11 protein-coding genes, 8 tRNA genes and 1 pseudogene are annotated in these 17,150 nt (G+C 45.7%); 3 read left to right on the top strand and 17 right to left on the bottom strand.

The features are described from left to right. Positions 1 to 42 precede the first annotated feature (42 nt). Together thrB and thrA are read right to left on the bottom strand one after the other, a co-directional pair. A complete protein-coding gene (thrB, locus tag L5M29_RS07775) occupies positions 43 to 1,005 on the bottom strand; it encodes a homoserine kinase (RefSeq protein WP_263167118.1) in 963 nt (320 codons plus the stop codon). Continuing rightward, the gene (gene thrA / locus L5M29_RS07770) at positions 1,002 to 3,470 is read right to left on the bottom strand and encodes a bifunctional aspartate kinase/homoserine dehydrogenase I (protein WP_263167117.1); all 2,469 of its coding nucleotides are present in this window, start codon (positions 3,468 to 3,470) and stop codon (positions 1,002 to 1,004) included. Before thrA ends, thrB begins: the two co-directional genes overlap by 4 nt. 641 nt (positions 3,471 to 4,111) lie before the next feature. Between thrA and slyD the strand changes: the two genes are divergently transcribed. Next, positions 4,112 to 4,771 carry a peptidylprolyl isomerase gene (slyD, locus tag L5M29_RS07765; protein WP_198572123.1) on the top strand — a complete coding sequence of 220 codons (660 nt, stop codon included), beginning with the start codon at positions 4,112 to 4,114 and terminating at the stop codon, positions 4,769 to 4,771. A gap of 237 nt (positions 4,772 to 5,008) precedes the next feature. Beyond that, positions 5,009 to 5,380: a hypothetical protein gene (locus L5M29_RS07760; protein ID WP_028760798.1), complete on the top strand. Its 372-nt coding sequence runs from the start codon at positions 5,009 to 5,011 to the stop codon at positions 5,378 to 5,380. A gap of 64 nt (positions 5,381 to 5,444) precedes the next feature. Here the strand turns inward: L5M29_RS07760 and trpR are convergent, their stop codons facing one another. The 15 genes and pseudogenes from trpR to recA all read right to left on the bottom strand — a co-directional run bounded on the left by trpR (position 5,445) and on the right by recA (position 14,105). Then, on the bottom strand, positions 5,445 to 5,720 hold the full coding sequence (gene trpR, locus L5M29_RS07755; RefSeq protein ID WP_028760799.1) for a trp operon repressor: 276 nt from the start codon (positions 5,718 to 5,720) through the stop codon (positions 5,445 to 5,447). A 197-nt stretch (positions 5,721 to 5,917) separates the two neighbouring features. After that, positions 5,918 to 6,256 (bottom strand): annotated as a pseudogene (locus L5M29_RS07750) (transposase); the annotation flags it as partial. Positions 6,257 to 6,776: 520 nt separating this feature from the next. Then, positions 6,777 to 6,853: transfer RNA gene (locus L5M29_RS07745), tRNA-Arg, on the bottom strand. Between the two features lie 101 nt (positions 6,854 to 6,954). Beyond that, positions 6,955 to 7,046, bottom strand: a tRNA-Ser gene (locus tag L5M29_RS07740). Between the two features lie 45 nt (positions 7,047 to 7,091). Continuing rightward, positions 7,092 to 7,168: transfer RNA gene (locus tag L5M29_RS07735), tRNA-Arg, on the bottom strand. A 49-nt stretch (positions 7,169 to 7,217) separates the two neighbouring features. Beyond that, positions 7,218 to 7,294 (bottom strand) — tRNA-Arg (locus L5M29_RS07730). A 49-nt stretch (positions 7,295 to 7,343) separates the two neighbouring features. Further along, positions 7,344 to 7,420: transfer RNA gene (locus tag L5M29_RS07725), tRNA-Arg, on the bottom strand. An 86-nt stretch (positions 7,421 to 7,506) separates the two neighbouring features. Next, positions 7,507 to 7,583 (bottom strand) — tRNA-Arg (locus tag L5M29_RS07720). Positions 7,584 to 7,627: 44 nt separating this feature from the next. Next, positions 7,628 to 7,704 (bottom strand) — tRNA-Arg (locus tag L5M29_RS07715). Positions 7,705 to 7,726: 22 nt separating this feature from the next. Beyond that, positions 7,727 to 7,818 (bottom strand) — tRNA-Ser (locus L5M29_RS07710). Between the two features lie 205 nt (positions 7,819 to 8,023). Next, on the bottom strand, positions 8,024 to 8,221 hold the full coding sequence (gene csrA / locus L5M29_RS07705) for a carbon storage regulator CsrA (protein WP_006082602.1): 198 nt from the start codon (positions 8,219 to 8,221) through the stop codon (positions 8,024 to 8,026). A gap of 118 nt (positions 8,222 to 8,339) precedes the next feature. After that, complete coding sequence (locus L5M29_RS07700) at positions 8,340 to 9,596, bottom strand: aspartate kinase (protein ID WP_006082603.1); 1,257 nt, start codon at positions 9,594 to 9,596, stop codon at positions 8,340 to 8,342. A 9-nt stretch (positions 9,597 to 9,605) separates the two neighbouring features. Then, positions 9,606 to 12,230 carry an alanine--tRNA ligase gene (alaS, locus tag L5M29_RS07695; RefSeq protein ID WP_263167115.1) on the bottom strand — a complete coding sequence of 875 codons (2,625 nt, stop codon included), beginning with the start codon at positions 12,228 to 12,230 and terminating at the stop codon, positions 9,606 to 9,608. Positions 12,231 to 12,549: 319 nt separating this feature from the next. Next, entirely contained in the window at positions 12,550 to 13,020 is a 471-nt protein-coding gene (locus L5M29_RS07690; protein WP_411569039.1) for a regulatory protein RecX, read from the bottom strand. A gap of 17 nt (positions 13,021 to 13,037) precedes the next feature. Further along, positions 13,038 to 14,105 (bottom strand): recombinase RecA, encoded by a 1,068-nt coding sequence (gene recA / locus L5M29_RS07685; RefSeq protein WP_105251812.1) that lies wholly within the window; start codon positions 14,103 to 14,105, stop codon positions 13,038 to 13,040. A 402-nt stretch (positions 14,106 to 14,507) separates the two neighbouring features. Here recA and mutS point away from each other — a divergent pair, with 402 nt between their 5' ends. Beyond that, positions 14,508 to 17,078 carry a DNA mismatch repair protein MutS gene (gene mutS, locus L5M29_RS07680; RefSeq protein WP_263167111.1) on the top strand — a complete coding sequence of 857 codons (2,571 nt, stop codon included), beginning with the start codon at positions 14,508 to 14,510 and terminating at the stop codon, positions 17,076 to 17,078. Positions 17,079 to 17,150 lie beyond the last annotated feature (72 nt).

Here is a 17,150-nt window from a genome sequence, read left to right as displayed (position 1 = left end):
TAAATGCTAATTTGGGGTACTTAGTCTTAGCTAAATTAACTATTAATCGACTCTACGCGTGCCTTGCTCATCGAGGCGACACACGTGGGCAAAGCCACCCACCTCGGTAAGATAATGCTGTTCTAACCAAGCTTTAGCGGTATTTGCCGTGGCTAAATCATCGGTAATCGAAAACAGCGTTGGGCCGCTGCCCGAAATCCCCGTAGTCAACATGCCTAAATCGGCTAAAGCGGCTCTGGCCTTGTCGTAACCCGGGATCGCGGCGGCGCGATAGGGCTCGGCTAACACATCCTTTAATACGCTGATCGCAAGCTTGGCATTCTGCTGGTAAGACGCATGCACAAAGGCGCTTAAATAACGGCCAAAATCGATAGTGACACTTTTATCATATTGATCAGGCATGAGTTTGCGCATCATTGCCGTTGAGAGTGAAATCCCTGGATAGGCCACAACCCAATACCATTCTTTAAAGCTGGGTATTGCTTCGCAAACTGTGCCCGGCACATTGAGCATCAATTGCATGCCGCCCAAATAACAGGGGGCAACGTTGTCATAGTGCACACTACCGCTGATCTTCCCTTCAAACTCGCCCATCAGTTCCAGCAGTGCTTGCTCGTTATAGGGTCTGTCAAAATGTTCATTCAAGGCATATAACGCCGCCACGACTGAGCTTGCACTCGACCCTAAACCACTGCCGACGGGCAGGTTCTTTTCCAGTGTGAGTGCCACACCTTCATCTGCTTTACCCTGCGCAGTTAAAAACTCCTTACTCATGGCTGTTAAGAAGAATTCGGCACATTGGTACACAATATTGTCTTGCGGATTTTCAGGCAGTTTATGGGCCCAAGCGCCGGTTTGCATAAGACTCACACCCGACGCTGCTGCGGCGATAGTCACTCTATCGCCCAGTAAACTACCATCAATCGGCGCTAATGCTGCACCGAGTAAATCAAATCCGACTCCTACGTTACCCATAGAGGCTGGAGCGTAAACGGTCAAACTCATACACTCACCTCACGAGTCCAATTCAAGGTTCTTAATACATCGGCAAAGGCACCAGCAGCGGTCACTTCAGTCCCTGCGCCATAGCCGCGTAGCACAAAGGGAATGGGCTGATAATAGCGGCTATAGAACGCCAAGGCATTTTCACCGCCTTTAACGCTATAAAGCGGATCCTGTGCATCCACTTCGGCGATACGCACACGGCACACACCATCCTCAATTTGCCCAACATAACGCAGCACTTTACCTTGGGCTTTGGCCTGCGCCACTTTTGCGGCAATTGCGGCATCAACTTGCGGTAATCGTGCCATAAAGCTTTCAACATCACCTGAATCATCAAACTCGGCTGGCAATACAGATTCAACCTGCACGTCACTGAGCTCTAACTTTAGTCCCACTTCACGGGCAAGAATGAGCACTTTACGCGCCACATCCATACCACTCAAATCATCACGGGGATCGGGCTCAGTAAAACATTTTTCCCGCGCAAGACCAGTTGCTTCAGAAAGTGTCATGCCTTCATCGAGCATGCCGAAGATAAAGGATAAAGAGCCCGATAAAATACCGTTAAACTTATGCAGTTTGTCACCCGCAAATAACAGTTTTTTCAGGTTATCGATCACAGGTAAACCCGCACCGACTGTGGTTTCGTATAAGAATTGGCGACGCTGTTTTAATGCCGTTTGGCGCAGTGCTTGATAATAAGCATAATCGCGAGTGTTCGACTTTTTGTTCGGCGTGACAACATGCAAACCTGAGTTCATCACATCCAAATACAGATCCGATACTTGCTCGCTCGAGGTGCAATCCACCAGCACTGGATTAAGCAATTGTTGCTCTTTTGCCCATGCGAGTAATGCTGGGATATCACAAGCTTGCTGGCTATCGGCAAGCAAGCTAGACCAGTTGCTTAAATCGATGCCTGCGCTGTCGAGTAACATCTTGTTCGAATTCACTATGCCGCAAACACGGATACTGATGTGCTGCTCTTTGAGCATGGCAGACTGTTGTTTTATCTGCTCGAGCAGGCCTGCCCCTACATTGCCGCAACCCACTAAAAACACATCTAAATACTGCTGCACATCGAAAAAGCCTTGATGACAAGCCGCCACCGCATGCTTAGTCTTACGCTGCTCGATCACAGTCGAAATCGACCGCTCGGATGATCCTTGGGCAATGGCGATAATGTTCACGCTCGCCTGCGCTAACGCTTGGAAGAAACGCGCTGCCACCCCTTTGTGAGTGCGCATGCCATCACCAATCAAAGAAACGATGGCGAGCTCATGACGCATAGCAATAGGTTCAAGCAAGTCACTTTTTATTTCTAATTCAAACTCTTGCTCTAAGGCCCATTTCACTTTGGCCGAGTCAGACGTCGCCACACAGAAACTAATACTGTATTCAGAGGAGCTTTGGGTGATTAAAGACACTGACACGCCGCTGCGGGAAATCGCCGCGAGAGTACGGCTCGCCATGCCAACCATGCCTTTCATGCCAGGGCCTGAAATATCGAACATGGTCTGGTTATCTAAGTTGGAGATAGCTTTAACCTGCAAGCCGGTTTCATCGGCTTGGTTTGATACCAGAGTGCCGGGCGCATCGGGGTTAAAACTGTTTTTGATATAACAGGGAATATGGAACTGGGCGATAGGCGCAATCGTCTTAGGATGCAGCACCTTAGCGCCAAAATAGGAGAGTTCCATCGCCTCTTGATAGCTGAGTTGTGATAACAGCTTAGCATCTGCAACCACACGGGGATCGGTATTATAAACACCGTCAACATCGGTCCAGATTTCACAGCTCGAAGCATCTAAACAGGCGGCGAGCACGGCAGCAGAATAGTCAGAACCATTACGGCCTAACGTCACCACTTTGCCCTGTTCATCGGCGGCGGTGAATCCCGGCATTACCCATACGCGCTTTTCACCTAATGCCAACGCACGAAACCTTGGCTTACTCACAGCGATATCGACCACGGATTCTAACGGCCGACCACGACCCAGAAACAAGACGCGAGGATCGAGTTGAGCAGACGTGATCCCCTTAGATAGCATCACTTGTTCCATCAAGGCTGCAGATAAACGCTCACCTGCCACCACGATTTCAGCACGTATGCCATCAGGACACTCTTGCAGTAAGCTAATGCCACGTAATCTATCCTGCCAAATTACCAGCTGCGCATTAAGTCCAGAAAAGAGCTGTTCACTCTGCTCACTCGACAACATTGAAGTAACAGCATCTTGGTATAGCGAGGTAAATACCCGCTCAACATGCTGCAGCACAGACGAATAATCTTCACCTTTAACTGCTACATCAACCATTTCTAGTAACGCATTTGTCACAGTCGCTGGGGCCGATAGCACTGTGGCTATGGGTTCAAGCTTAGATGACTTAGCAACGATATCCGCCGCCATCGAGAATCGCTGCCAATTTGCAAGCGAGGTACCACCAAATTTCATTACTTTCATCTTGTTCTCCTGTACCGCGCCCGACTTAGAAATAAGAGCTAGAAACAAAAAAGCCCGCTTCTTTGTGGGAAGCGGGCTCATCGTTAAAATTCTTTAGGGTGTATCAGCCCGCCCCCACTGTTGTTGTAGTGGTGGTTGTAATAATGGTAGTTACTACGAAACCTAGGCTATGCATGTGTTTGGGCTAATCCATGTTAATTTCTTGATAAACAGAATTGCTTTTTTTACCCGCGCTTGTCAACCCCTAAAATGGATTATTTATAGGCAAATATTAACGCTCGATAAAATACTGCATCAAGATTCGTTAATATGAAGTTTTCTAGGGGTAAAAATGCGATTTACGCAATAGATAACTGTTAACGTCAACGTAATGCGGCACGGAAACCATTAGATAATCACTTGTTTTTAATATAATTATTTATAATACATTTTCAAGTAATGCGTTATTTGTTCTAACTCATCACTCAGGCTAAATTGACAGGCTAACGAGCAAAAATCACATTACTCATCCTTTCTACCGTAAAGCACCGACAAATTTGCCTAAAAAAAACCTGTGCGATATCTAACATAAGCCACTTCAAATTATCGCCAGCACTAAAAAAGCACGTTATTATGCGCGCACATTACGAATTGGAGGCGATATGAAGATCACTCAACACAGCGCGGTAACCATTCATTACCGTTTATCAGATCAAGAAGGCAGACTATTAGAAGACTCTTTCGACTCTGAACCTATGCTATATCTACACGGCACTGAAAACCTGATCCCAGGTTTAGAAGCCGCATTAGATGGTAAAAGCAAAGGCGAAAAACTCGATGTCACTATTAGCGCCGAAGAAGCCTATGGGCCTTATCACGATGGCCTACGTCAAGCCGTGCCATTAGAAGCCTTTGGTGATATCGAAGATATCGTCCCAGGTATGCGCTTCATCGCTGAAACTGAAATGGGTCAGCGCCCAGTTCAAGTCATGGAAGTGAAAGACGATGTGGTTATCGTCGATGGCAACCATCCTTTAGCGGGCCAATCGCTCAATTTCAGCGTCGAAATCGTTGACGTTCGTGAAGCCTCAGCCGAAGAAATCGCTCATGGCCACATTCATGCCCAAGGTGGTTGTGGAAGCCATGGACATGATCACGACCACGGCGGTGGATGCTGTGGCGGTTCAGGTAAACAAGAAGCGGGCGGCTGTTGTGGTGGTGGTTCAGACCACGATCATGGACACCACCATGAAGAACACGAAGCCTGCGACACACCTAAAACAGGCTGTGACGGCAATGGCGGCTGTGGTTGCCGCGGCTAAACAAAGCCTGATACCAGAAGTTAAACGAGAAGTTGTTTATCCGTAAGTGATTAAACTGCCATGGTTTAACCTTTTAAAATGCACGCCCTTAATTTAAGGTCGTGCATTTTTTATACACAAGCGTTTATAATATTCGTAATAGATAAATAACTGACTGGTAAATTGAAGTATTCAAATTTTATATGAATATTTTCAATTAGATATTGATATCAACCTAAGTTAAGCGACGGAGTGCTTATGTTAACCAAACCACTTTACGAAATTTTGCCTTTTGGCTACATGGCGCTCGGTAGTTCGAGTTTTATTGCACTCGACATCAACTATGCCTTGATAGCGGCAACTGTGGTATTTGTATTAGGTGCGAGGATCTACGTTATGCGTTCTCAAAACCGTCGAACAGACTCGGCTAAGCGGCGTAAATCGGGTTATCTTCCCGAGATAATTTATAACTTTCTACCTTTTATCTATCTCTTAGCGGCGCTGGCTATCTTTAAATTCCTTCCCAAGGATCTTTACCCAATTCTGGCTATCTGTTTACTCAGCTACGGCTTATACATTCTGGTTCGTCGTTCCCTCTATCGTCGTCATAAGCTTCCCATCACGCCTTAAGGCTTAGTTCTATTCACCACAGTAGGAGCAGATGATATTCACAAGAGTTGTATCCACATGAACACTAACCAATTAATTTTTGAACTTTCGCCCTATGCTCAGAAGACATATTCTTCAAATAATTAGAACAACGTGTAATCGTTGCAATACTGACTTCATATTCCGCAGCGATATGCCTTTGACTCATTTCCCCGTCTAGCAGCAATTGAAAGACCTTCAAACGTCCGGCAACGGCACTACGTTCTTCTTCGGTTAACAGTAAATGAAACAACACAGAAAGATCTTCATAATTGCTGTGGCTCAAAATTTTTTCTAATACTAGATCCCAGTTAGCTCGCATAATCACCCTCATAAGTACTGTTCAAGCATTACATTAGCAGTCTAACAGATTTAACTCAAACCACCTGAATTAGAATAAAAAATCAAATAATTCCCTATTAGTGAACCGCTCGAGAAGAAATCAATATCATGCAGACGCATATTTTTAGAGCCTGTTGATCTTTAGAGTACAAGCATTGTCCAGTAATACATAGGTAACTATATTAACGTAAACACCAGTGAAACCATACTTGCGCAACTTATCGTTAACTTATCGTATCCATTTGATATTGCTCGATAGCGTTTAATTCTTCCAAAAGCATTCTCAACTAAATGTCGATATCGATATAAACACCAATCGACCTTCAGCTGAGCTGTATTTTTATAGTGGCGCTTTGGAAAACCTGATTTTTCGCCTTTATTAATGATAAATTCACAAAAAGTATCACTGTCATAACCTTTATCAGCAATCACAGTATCAACTTAATTCAGATTGATTCAGATGTTCAATTAGGCTGAGAGCGTGTGTAATACGTGTTTCTGCCCTTCTGATAATTCGAGTAAAGAATCAGCCTTCTTAGAAGATAACTTTGATTTGCCCATAGAAGGGGCCATTTCAATAACCTACCTCATCAGCAAAGATAATTGAACCTTGTAGCGGCTCAAACAACTCCCGGAAAACCAACCGCATTCTTTATGATCAAAAGCCTTTCTCCAAAATAAGTGCATTCAACTTAGACATACACTCGAAGCATCGCCTCCTGAGCCCGTATGCGGCTTATCACCGTTAAAATGAATCTGTTATTGAGACAGCAAATAACACGCCTGAGTTAATGCTAAAGAGCCGACACGGATACCCTTGCCATCATAAACTCTCTCACCGGTAAAAAAGGAATAGTTTGGTAAGTTCGATCAAAGAAAGGGAAGAAAGAGGCTAAATAGCTGGAGATACTTAAACCATAGAATAGGTAGCCAACAAGATAAATAAACCCAAATATGATGCAAAAGAAGGCTTAAACCAAAACTAATCATGCAAAGAATAAAAAAGCCCTGCAATTGCTTGCAGGGCTTATCTATATGGTGCGCGTGGAAGGAGTCGAACCTCCGACCGCCTGGTTCGTAGCCAGGTACTCTATCCAGCTGAGCTACACGCGCAAACTCGTTTTTGTACTTCTAAGATCCAATCAAGATTGAGTCTAGGATGAGCACTTTTATCTCGCAAATTTATTCTATTCTTCTCGACTAAAAGAATAGAATGGCGGAGAAGGAGGGATTCGAACCCTCGATGGGAGTTAAAGCCCATACTCCCTTAGCAGGGGAGCGCCTTCGGCCACTCGGCCACCTCTCCGCGTTTAACGCTTTAAATCAACAAGACGTATCTCGTTAACTATATTGGTGCGCGTGGAAGGAGTCGAACCTCCGACCGCCTGGTTCGTAGCCAGGTACTCTATCCAGCTGAGCTACACGCGCATGTTAAACGGTAAAACACTAATACGACCTAAATCATATTAATTTAAATTGGTGCGCGTGGAAGGAGTCGAACCTCCGACCGCCTGGTTCGTAGCCAGGTACTCTATCCAGCTGAGCTACACGCGCATGTTAAACAGTGAAACATTAATACGATTTAAATCATATTAATCTAAATTGGTGCGCGTGGAAGGAGTCGAACCTCCGACCGCCTGGTTCGTAGCCAGGTACTCTATCCAGCTGAGCTACACGCGCATTTTAACTCTTTGCTATTAGCAATTATCTACAAAATTTCTTATGAAATTCAAAACTGATGAGTTAAAGATTAACTAATGCAGAGATGGTGCGCGTGGAAGGAGTCGAACCTCCGACCGCCTGGTTCGTAGCCAGGTACTCTATCCAGCTGAGCTACACGCGCGACTTGTATCTAAATTTACTTTTACATCAAACACTAATAAAAAATGGTGCGCGTGGAAGGAGTCGAACCTCCGACCGCCTGGTTCGTAGCCAGGTACTCTATCCAGCTGAGCTACACGCGCACTGTTTTCTATCTTTAAGAAATGGCGGAGAAGGAGGGATTCGAACCCTCGATGGGAGTTAAAGCCCATACTCCCTTAGCAGGGGAGCGCCTTCGGCCACTCGGCCACCTCTCCGTTTTCTTGGCGCACATATTACTGTTTGACGAAAATAAGTCAAACCCTTTTTCCGAAACAGATTCCATTTGAACTGTTTTTAATCACATTGCTGTTATATCAAGCCAATGTATTGATTTACGCCAATCTTTCGGTCTAAAAAATAAAAAAGCCAGTTAAAAAACTGACTCTTCTGTTGCCGTAGTACGCTTGCCAAAACAAGGTACTAAAAGTTACCACCTTCCGATGGTGTACCTGATTTTTCAGATTGAATGCGTTGGTAGATTTCTTCGCGATGAACAGAAACCTCTTTTGGTGCATTCACACCAATACGCACTTGATTGCCTTTTACCCCTAGCACTGTAACTGTGACTTCATCACCAATCATCAGTGTTTCGCCAACACGACGAGTCAAAATCAGCATTCGATAGCTCCTTTATTTCTTAATTCAGCTTACACACGGCACTCATCCGGTAGATGGGCTTATTATAAGGTCAGCTTAGTACAAATTAATAGTATTCAATACTCAAACGGTTATTTAATTACACCTTATTTAGCTCGAAAGCGTGATGTAACGCCCGAACAGCCTTGTGTAAGTCCCTTTCATCGATAACGGTTGATAATTTACTCTCTGACGTCGTGAGTAACTTAGCATGAATAGTTTCATTACCCAAGACTTCTAACATCTTAGTCAACAATCCCATTTTTGCCTGTAAACCTTTGCCAACTAAAGATACTTTTGCACGTTGACGTTCGATAATCAATGGCCCGAGAGCAAGGCTTTCACTTAAGCCTTCGAGCTCATTAAGCAGAGTATCAACCTTAGCTTCTGCGAGCATAAAACTGACGCGACCCGAAGGATCATCCTCATGGATCCTCAATGGAGAAATAAATTCCACGTCGATTTCCAATCGAGTTAAGCAGCCTAACAACGCTTGATAGCGTTCACTGGTGGTAAACAGCCCTTCAATCGTCAGCGTTGCCAGCGCCTTATTAATCGCAATACCTTGCACTAACGAGGCAATCGTTAATTCCGACTCGTCGCCAAATTGGATTAACGTCCCCTGCCCAGCTTCAAAGCTCGACAATACTCGCAGCGGTACGCGAAAACGCTCGGCGTATTCAACAGAATCAGGATGCAATACTTTAGCGCCGAGCTTTGCCATTTCGAGCATCACATCAAACCCAATCACATCGAGGCGACGTGCACTGCTATCAATATTAGGATCTGTGGTAAATACCCCTGCCACATCGGTAAAAATCTGGCATTCATCGGCTTCTAACGCTGCCGCTAAGGCTACTGCAGTGGTATCTGAACCACCGCGTCCTAAGGTGGTCACTTCACCTTGAGGATCGATGCCCTGAAACCCTGCAACGATCGGCACAACACCGTCGGCTAACAGGGATTGCAAATACTCAGTATCGACGCGCTCGATACTGGCGCGGCCAAATTGACTATTTGTATGAATTTGCACTTGATCGCCCGTAAGGGATTTCGCTTTTATGCCGCGACGTTGTAGCGCCATCGACATCAAAGCAATACTCACTTGCTCACCCGTCGAGACTAGCATGTCTAACTCGCGCGCCGAGGCGCGCGGATTAATTTGTGCTGCAAGTGCAAACAGGCGATTCGTCTCACCCGCCATCGCGGATAAGACTAAAACTTGCTGCTCACCATTGTGAGCTGACTTTGTAATCTGCTCAGCGACCGCTTCGATACGTTCAATAGAACCCACCGAAGTGCCGCCGAACTTTTTCACAAAAAGCTTGCTACCACTAAGCTTTCGTTTTTGGGGCACAGCAACCTCTTAAGCTAGACGCTCAGTAATCCAAGGTAATACTTGAGCCAATGCCGCATCCAGATTTTCTGGCTGGCTACCGCCCGCTTGAGCCATATCAGGACGACCACCGCCTTTACCGCCCACTTGTGCAGCGACCATAGCGACTAGCTCACCCGCTTTGACTTTACCGATCAGATCGTTACTCACACCCGCGATCAGGTTAACTTTCCCTTCCTGCGCGGTACCAAGAACGATAATGGCCGATTTCAATTTCTGTTTTAATTCATCTTGCAAGCCACGTAATGAACTTGCCTCAACGCCGTCTAATTTTTTGATCAGTACGTTAACGCCATTAACTACAACGGCATCGCCCACTAAGTCTGCACTCGCTGCGGCCGCTAGCTTATCTTTCAGCTGCGCCATTTCTTTTTCGAGTTGCTTCATCTTATCGAGCTGCGCTTTTAACTTAGCAACCACTGAGTTGGCATCGCCTTTCAATAAGGCTGCAGCTTCTTCCAGTTCAGCTTGTTGCTGCGCCACAAAAGCCATAGCGGCAGCACCAGTCACGGCTTCGATGCGACGTACACCCGCTGCAATGCCCGCTTCAGAGGTGATTTTGAATAAGCCGATGTCGCCAGTGCGGCCCACATGGGTGCCGCCACACAATTCGATAGAGAAATCGCCCATAGTCACAACACGCACTTGTGAATCATATTTCTCACCAAAGAGTGCCATAGCGCCTTTCTCTTTAGCTTCATCTATGCCCATTTCAGCGGTTTTAAGTTCATGGTTACGACGAATTTGAGTGTTAACTAATTCTTCAACTTCTTTTAATTCAGCAGCTTTTACGCCTTCGAAATGGGAGAAGTCAAAACGTAAACGCTCAGGATCAACCAAAGAACCTTTTTGCGAGACATGAGTACCGAGCACTTGACGCAGTGCGGCATGCAGTAAATGCGTAACAGAATGGTTTAACTGAGTACGGTGACGCAGTTTTTTGTCCACTTTCGCTTCAATAACTTGGCCAACGCTCAAGCTACCTGTAGCCAAAACACCTTGATGGCCCGTTGCTTGACCATACTTTTGCGTATCGTTTACCGTAAACTCAATACCGTTTGCAACCAATTGGCCTTTATCGCCTACTTGACCGCCAGATTCAGCGTAGAAAGGTGTTACATCGAGCACGACAACGGCTTCATCACCCGCTTTGATCGCCGTCACTGACTCACCATTTTGATAAATCGCGGTGACCTTAGCTTGACCCGCTAATTCGGTATAACCACTAAATACAGTTTCAGCATCAATTTTCAGCGCAGCGTTATAATCTGCACCAAAGTTACCGGCAGCTTGTGCGCGGCTACGTTGTTCAGCCATGGCGACTTCGAAACCTGCCTCATCGACAATGATGTTGCGCTCGCGACATACGTCAGCGGTCAAATCCATTGGGAAGCCATAGGTGTCATACAGCTTAAATACGGTTTCGCCGTCTAAGGTGTCACCTTTCAACTCGTTTAAGGCCGTATCTAAAATACCTAAACCACGTTCAAGCGTACGAGCAAATTGCTCTTCTTCCGCTTTCAGTGCTTTTTCAACAATCGCTTGAGTCTCAGCTAACCCTTTTGCTGCATCGCCCATCACCGCAATCAAAGACGGAACCAGCTTGTAGAAGAAAGCTTCGGTCGCACCTAACTTGTTACCATGGCGAACTGCGCGGCGAATAATACGGCGCAGCACATAACCACGGCCTTCGTTCGACGGCATAACGCCATCGGCAATTAAAAATGCACATGAACGGATATGATCGGCAATGACTCGCAGCGACTTTTCAGATAAGTCACTAACACCAATGACCTCTGCGGCTTTAGCAATCAAAGTACGGAAAATATCGATTTCGTAGTTAGAATGTACGCCCTGCATAATCGCAGCAATACGCTCAATCCCCATGCCTGTATCAACCGAGGGCTTAGGCAAAGGTAACATTTCACCCGATGCTTGACGGTTGTACTGCATGAAAACGATGTTCCAGATTTCGATGAAACGATCACCATCTTCTTCCGGACTGCCAGGACGTCCGCCCCAAATATGATCACCATGATCATAAAAAATCTCAGTACATGGACCACAAGGACCGGTATCACCCATTTGCCAGAAGTTATCTGACGCAAAGGCGGCACCTTTATTGTCACCGATACGTATGATGTTCTCGGCAGCGACACCAATTTTTTTATTCCAGATTTCAAAGGCTTCATCATCTGTCTGATAAATAGTGACGCACAGACGTTCCTTAGGCAGCTTTAACGTTTCAGTTAAAAAAGTCCAACCCAAACGAATCGCTTCTTCTTTGAAATAATCTCCAAAACTGAAGTTACCTAGCATTTCGAAAAAGGTGTGATGACGTGCTGTGTAGCCAACGTTATCCAAATCGTTATGTTTACCACCAGCGCGTACACAACGTTGAGCAGTGGTCGCACGCGTATAATTGCGTTTGTCCATGCCAAGAAACACGTCTTTGAACTGGTTCATGCCTGCATTGGTAAATAAAAGTGTGGGATCGTTGCCTGGCACTAATGAACTACTGTCCACAACTTGATGACCATTGCTGCGGAAAAATTCGAGGAAAGCGCTTCTGAGCTCTGCTGTAGTTTGATACATGAAATCATCCTGAATTGGGTAAGCATTACCAGCTACGCCTTAGGCTAGCCGTATTTCTATTTGCCCAGCATTATAAGCAGACTAAGGAAGGACGACCAGTCTTGATTGGTGATATACACATCAGGAATTTAATATTTTAGCGTGAATCGCCCACACCAGAGTCACTAGAAGCAAAACGACAGGATAAAGCACAAATAAAGACGGCGTAAGTTTATCGCGGCACGGACAATATTTAAGCAAGTGAGTCTAATGTGAAGTACGAAATGGACAATACCCATTGATGATATTTAGATGAGCTTTTACAGTCTTAGCTCCAAATTTAATAATCTTCATCGAGATCATTGGGATCTGAATCTAGTGCGTAAGTGATTTGATCGTACCTAAAGCCTTGGCCCATTAAAAAACGCACTCGTTTGGCCTTTTCCTTTGCGATGAGATCCCGAGCTTTAGAGCCCTTCACTTCTGTCACACGGGGAATGCCGTATTTTTTGGTGGCTTTATCTTTTGCTAGCTCAAACCAATCACAATCACAATTAACCAAAGCGGCTTCAATGCAGTCTTTAGATAAGCCTTTCTGTGCGATTGCTTGGCGGATGCGTATTGCACCGTGGCCTCGACTGATGTGGCTTCGCACCAACAGTTCGGCATAACGAGCATCATTAATAAAACCGGAGGATTCGCAAGCATCGAGTACAGGTTCGATATCGTTAAGTTCGAAACCTTTTTCGAGCAATTTATCGCGGATTTGTAAACGGGAATAATCGCGGCGCGCTAACAGCGCGACCGCAATTTGATGGGCTGACTGACTCAGAATACTTCGCCTGTCTCTAAATCAATATTGTCCTCAGTACTATCATCAGCTTTGGCAGCCAAGGCACTCGGATTACTCAAAAGCAACTCACGTAGCGTCTTGTCAATTTCAGCCGCAATAGCTGGGTTTTCAGTCAGATATTTGCCAGCATTAGCACGACCTTGGCCGATTTTATCACCTTTATAGCTGTACCAAGCACCCGCTTTTTCAATCAACTTATGGGCTACGCCTAAGTCAACTAACTCACCAGTACGGTTAATACCTTGGCCATAAAGGATTTGGAACTCAGCCTGCTTAAACGGCGCTGCAACCTTGTTTTTCACCACTTTAACGCGAGTTTCGTTACCGACCACTTCATCGCCGTCTTTAATGGCACCAGTGCGGCGAATGTCTAAACGAACAGAAGCATAAAACTTCAGCGCATTACCACCGGTTGTAGTTTCTGGGTTACCGAACATCACACCAATCTTCATCCGAATTTGGTTGATGAAGATAAGTAAGGTGTTAGATTGCTTTAAGTTACCCGCAAGTTTACGCATAGCTTGGCTCATCATACGCGCCGCTAGGCCCATGTGAGAATCACCAATTTCGCCTTCGATTTCAGCTTTAGGCGTTAATGCCGCCACTGAGTCGACTACGATAACGTCAACAGCACCTGAGCGAGTTAAAGCATCACAAATCTCAAGCGCTTGCTCGCCGGTATCCGGTTGCGAACACAGCAGGTTATCAATATCTACGCCCAATTTTTTAGCATAAATAGGGTCTAGTGCATGCTCTGCATCGATAAAGGCACAGGTTTTGCCTTCACGTTGCGCTGCCGCAATCACTTCTAAAGTCAGTGTTGTTTTACCTGATGATTCAGGACCATAGATCTCAACGATACGACCCATTGGCAAACCGCCAGCACCTAAAGCAACGTCCAGAGACAGAGAACCAGTAGAAATGGTCTCAACATCCATAGAGCGATCTTCGCCCAGCTTCATGATGGAGCCTTTACCAAATTGTTTCTCAATTTGGATCAATACCGCAGCAAGTGCTTTCTCTTTATTTGGATCGACCTTCATTCCTGTTCCCTCATCAAGACAAGCATTAAGCTGTCAAAAGTGATATTCAATTTACAAACGGGTAATTCAAAAAGCCGTGCTTTTTGTCTTAATTCTGCTGACTAGTATACTGTACAATCATACAGTATCAAGACCTGTGACTGAATTATTTTTAGCTGATAGGATTTTTAATATGGCCAAGGTTTTAGCGAATATCAAATCAGATAATAGCTCCCTTTGATCAATATCCATCGTTAAGGGCTCAATTTTCGCTAAATTATTGCTAAGATTGGCGCAACAAATTTTGCGTGGTCTTTTTAGCTGAAAATTGTACAGCAGTCTTCCGCTTCCATAGCGCTTAATCACCCTTAACCACACAAACTGTATCGCCTTTAGGCAGTCACAACGGACGATAACGATTTAATGAATGTAATTGATACCGATGATTTAGAAAAACATACTCCTATGATGCGTCAGTACTTGACGATGAAAGCAGAACATCACGATATGTTGCTGTTTTATCGCATGGGTGACTTCTACGAGTTGTTTTATGACGATGCTAAACGCGCTTCTGAGCTATTAGGCATTTCACTCACTGCGCGCGGTAAAAGTGGTGGCGATCCTATTCCGATGGCGGGACTTCCTTACCATGCTGTGGAAGGCTATCTTGCAAAATTAGTTCAAATTGGTCAATCAGTTGCGATTTGCGAACAGATTGGCGATCCCGCGACATCTAAAGGGCCCGTAGAACGTAAAGTGGTGCGAATTGTCACACCAGGCACCTTAACCGACGAAGCGTTGCTACAAGAACGCCAAGACAATCTGTTAGCCGCGGTTTATCAAGGTAAAGTCGGTTTTGGTTATGCCACATTAGATGTTTCATCCGGACGTTTTGTGATTGCAGAGCTCGACACGCGAGAGTCATTAGAAGCGGAATTGCAACGCACTAATCCCGTTGAAATCCTCTACAGTGAAGACTTTGGCGAACTAGGTCTACTTAACGGTTTTAAAGGTAAACGTCGTCGCCCTGAATGGGAATTTGATTACGATACGAGTATCAAGTTACTACTGGCCCAGTTCGGCACTAAAGACTTACATGGTTTTGGTATCGCAGATGCACGTTTATCACTGCAAGCTGCGGGTTGCTTGATGCAATATGTCAAAGACACACAGCGCACGGCACTGCCCCATATCAATGCCATTATCCGCTTCAATCAAACCGATAGCATAGTACTCGATGCGGCAACTCGCCGAAATCTAGAACTCACTCAAAACCTTGCCGGTGGCCGCGATAATACCTTAGCCGCAGTATTAGATAACACGGCAACGCCTATGGGCAGTCGTATGTTACAACGCTGGATCCATCAGCCGCTGCGAGATCCTAAGCAAATCAAGGCGCGCCAACAGGCGGTGACTGAACTCCTCGATACCGCAGCCCATGAAGGTTTGCATGAGCAGTTAAAGGCACTTGGCGATATCGAACGTATCATGGCAAGGTTAGCCCTGCGCACTGCCCGTCCAAGGGACTTTGCACGTTTACGTCAAGCTCTGGGCTTATTGCCTGAATTACAACAGAGTTTAAGTACACTAAGCGCGCCGCACACGACTCAATTGCGTCAACACTTAGGCGAGTTCCCCGCTGAGCAAGCCCTACTTGAGCGCGCGATAGTCGATAATCCACCTATGCTTATCCGCGATGGCGGGGTGATCCGTGAAGGCTACAACAGCGAACTAGATGAATGGCGCGGTCTGAGCGAAGGAGCGAGTGATTACTTAGTACAACTTGAAGCCAGAGAAAAAGAACGTACTGGCATCAATACACTTAAAGTCGGCTATAACCGCGTACACGGCTATTACATCGAAGTAAGCCGCCTGCAATCCTCACAAGTACCGCTCAATTATCAACGCCGCCAAACACTTAAGAATATGGAGCGTTATATCACGCCCGAACTTAAGGAATACGAAGAAAAAGTCCTCTCGAGCCAAGGTAAAGCGCTGGCACTCGAAAAGCAGTTATGGGAACAGTTATTCGATCTTATTCTGCCGAAATTACATGAATTACAGTCTTTTGCTAGAGCAGCGGCTGAGCTTGATGTACTGAGTAACTTTGCCGAGCGTGCCGAAACCTTAGGCTACACTTGTCCAGAGCTGAGCCAAGATATCGGCGTACAGATAGAGGCTGGTCGCCACCCAGTGGTGGAGCGTGTTAGCCAAACGCCGTTTATCGCTAACCCAGTGACCTTGCACAATCAAAGACGTATGTTGATTGTCACCGGACCCAACATGGGCGGTAAATCGACCTATATGCGCCAAGTCGCCTTGATTACACTAATGGCCCATATTGGTTGTTTTGTTCCAGCAGATCGCGCCCTGATTGGCCCGATTGATCGCATCTTTACCCGTATTGGCGCATCAGACGATCTGGCCTCTGGCCGCTCAACCTTTATGGTCGAAATGACTGAAACGGCCAACATCCTGCACAATGCCACTGCCAGTAGTTTAGTGTTAATGGATGAAATCGGCCGTGGAACATCCACCTATGATGGTTTATCGCTAGCTTGGTCGGCGGCGGAATATTTAGCCCAGCAAGTCGGGGCTATGACCCTATTCGCCACCCATTATTTTGAATTAACTCAATTGCCTGAGCTAATGACAGGCGTGTATAACGTGCACCTTGATGCCATAGAGCACGATGATACCATCGCCTTTATGCATGCGGTACAGGAAGGTGCAGCCAGTAAAAGCTACGGCTTACAAGTTGCGGCACTTGCTGGCGTGCCAAACAAAGTGATTAAAGCAGCGAAACATAAATTGCAGCAATTGGAGAGTCGCGATCACCAACCAGAAGGAACGAGGACGCCCATTCAAAGCTTACTCGCTTTACCTGAACCGGTTGAAAATCCAGCTTTGACTAAATTAAGTAGCATTAATCCCGATAACTTAACGCCAAAACAGGCGCTTGATTTGCTCTATGAACTGAAACGCTTGAGCTAGACATCAGGTGATCTAAATAAAAGCCTAAAAATAACAACGCCCACTCTATAGTGGGCGTTTTACTTTATGGCG

This window comes from Shewanella sp. SM95 (genome assembly GCF_025653595.1).
Classification (GTDB): domain Bacteria; phylum Pseudomonadota; class Gammaproteobacteria; order Enterobacterales; family Shewanellaceae; genus Shewanella; species Shewanella oncorhynchi.
Note: the sequence above shows the minus strand (reverse complement) of the source record. Positions and strands in the feature narration are given on the sequence as shown.

What these genes read in the sequence shown, in the direction of transcription:
- csrA (WP_006082602.1), bottom strand. Translation starts at nt 8,221, where the DNA reads ATGCTGATTTTGACTCGTCGTGTTGGCGAAACACTGATGATTGGTGAT.
- thrA (WP_263167117.1), bottom strand. Translation starts at nt 3,470, where the DNA reads ATGAAAGTAATGAAATTTGGTGGTACCTCGCTTGCAAATTGGCAGCGA.
- recA (WP_105251812.1), bottom strand. Translation starts at nt 14,105, where the DNA reads ATGAAGGTCGATCCAAATAAAGAGAAAGCACTTGCTGCGGTATTGATC.
- mutS (WP_263167111.1), top strand. Translation starts at nt 14,508, where the DNA reads ATGAATGTAATTGATACCGATGATTTAGAAAAACATACTCCTATGATG.
- slyD (WP_198572123.1), top strand. Translation starts at nt 4,112, where the DNA reads ATGAAGATCACTCAACACAGCGCGGTAACCATTCATTACCGTTTATCA.
- L5M29_RS07760 (WP_028760798.1), top strand. Translation starts at nt 5,009, where the DNA reads ATGTTAACCAAACCACTTTACGAAATTTTGCCTTTTGGCTACATGGCG.
- alaS (WP_263167115.1), bottom strand. Translation starts at nt 12,230, where the DNA reads ATGTATCAAACTACAGCAGAGCTCAGAAGCGCTTTCCTCGAATTTTTC.
- trpR (WP_028760799.1), bottom strand. Translation starts at nt 5,720, where the DNA reads ATGCGAGCTAACTGGGATCTAGTATTAGAAAAAATTTTGAGCCACAGC.
- thrB (WP_263167118.1), bottom strand. Translation starts at nt 1,005, where the DNA reads ATGAGTTTGACCGTTTACGCTCCAGCCTCTATGGGTAACGTAGGAGTC.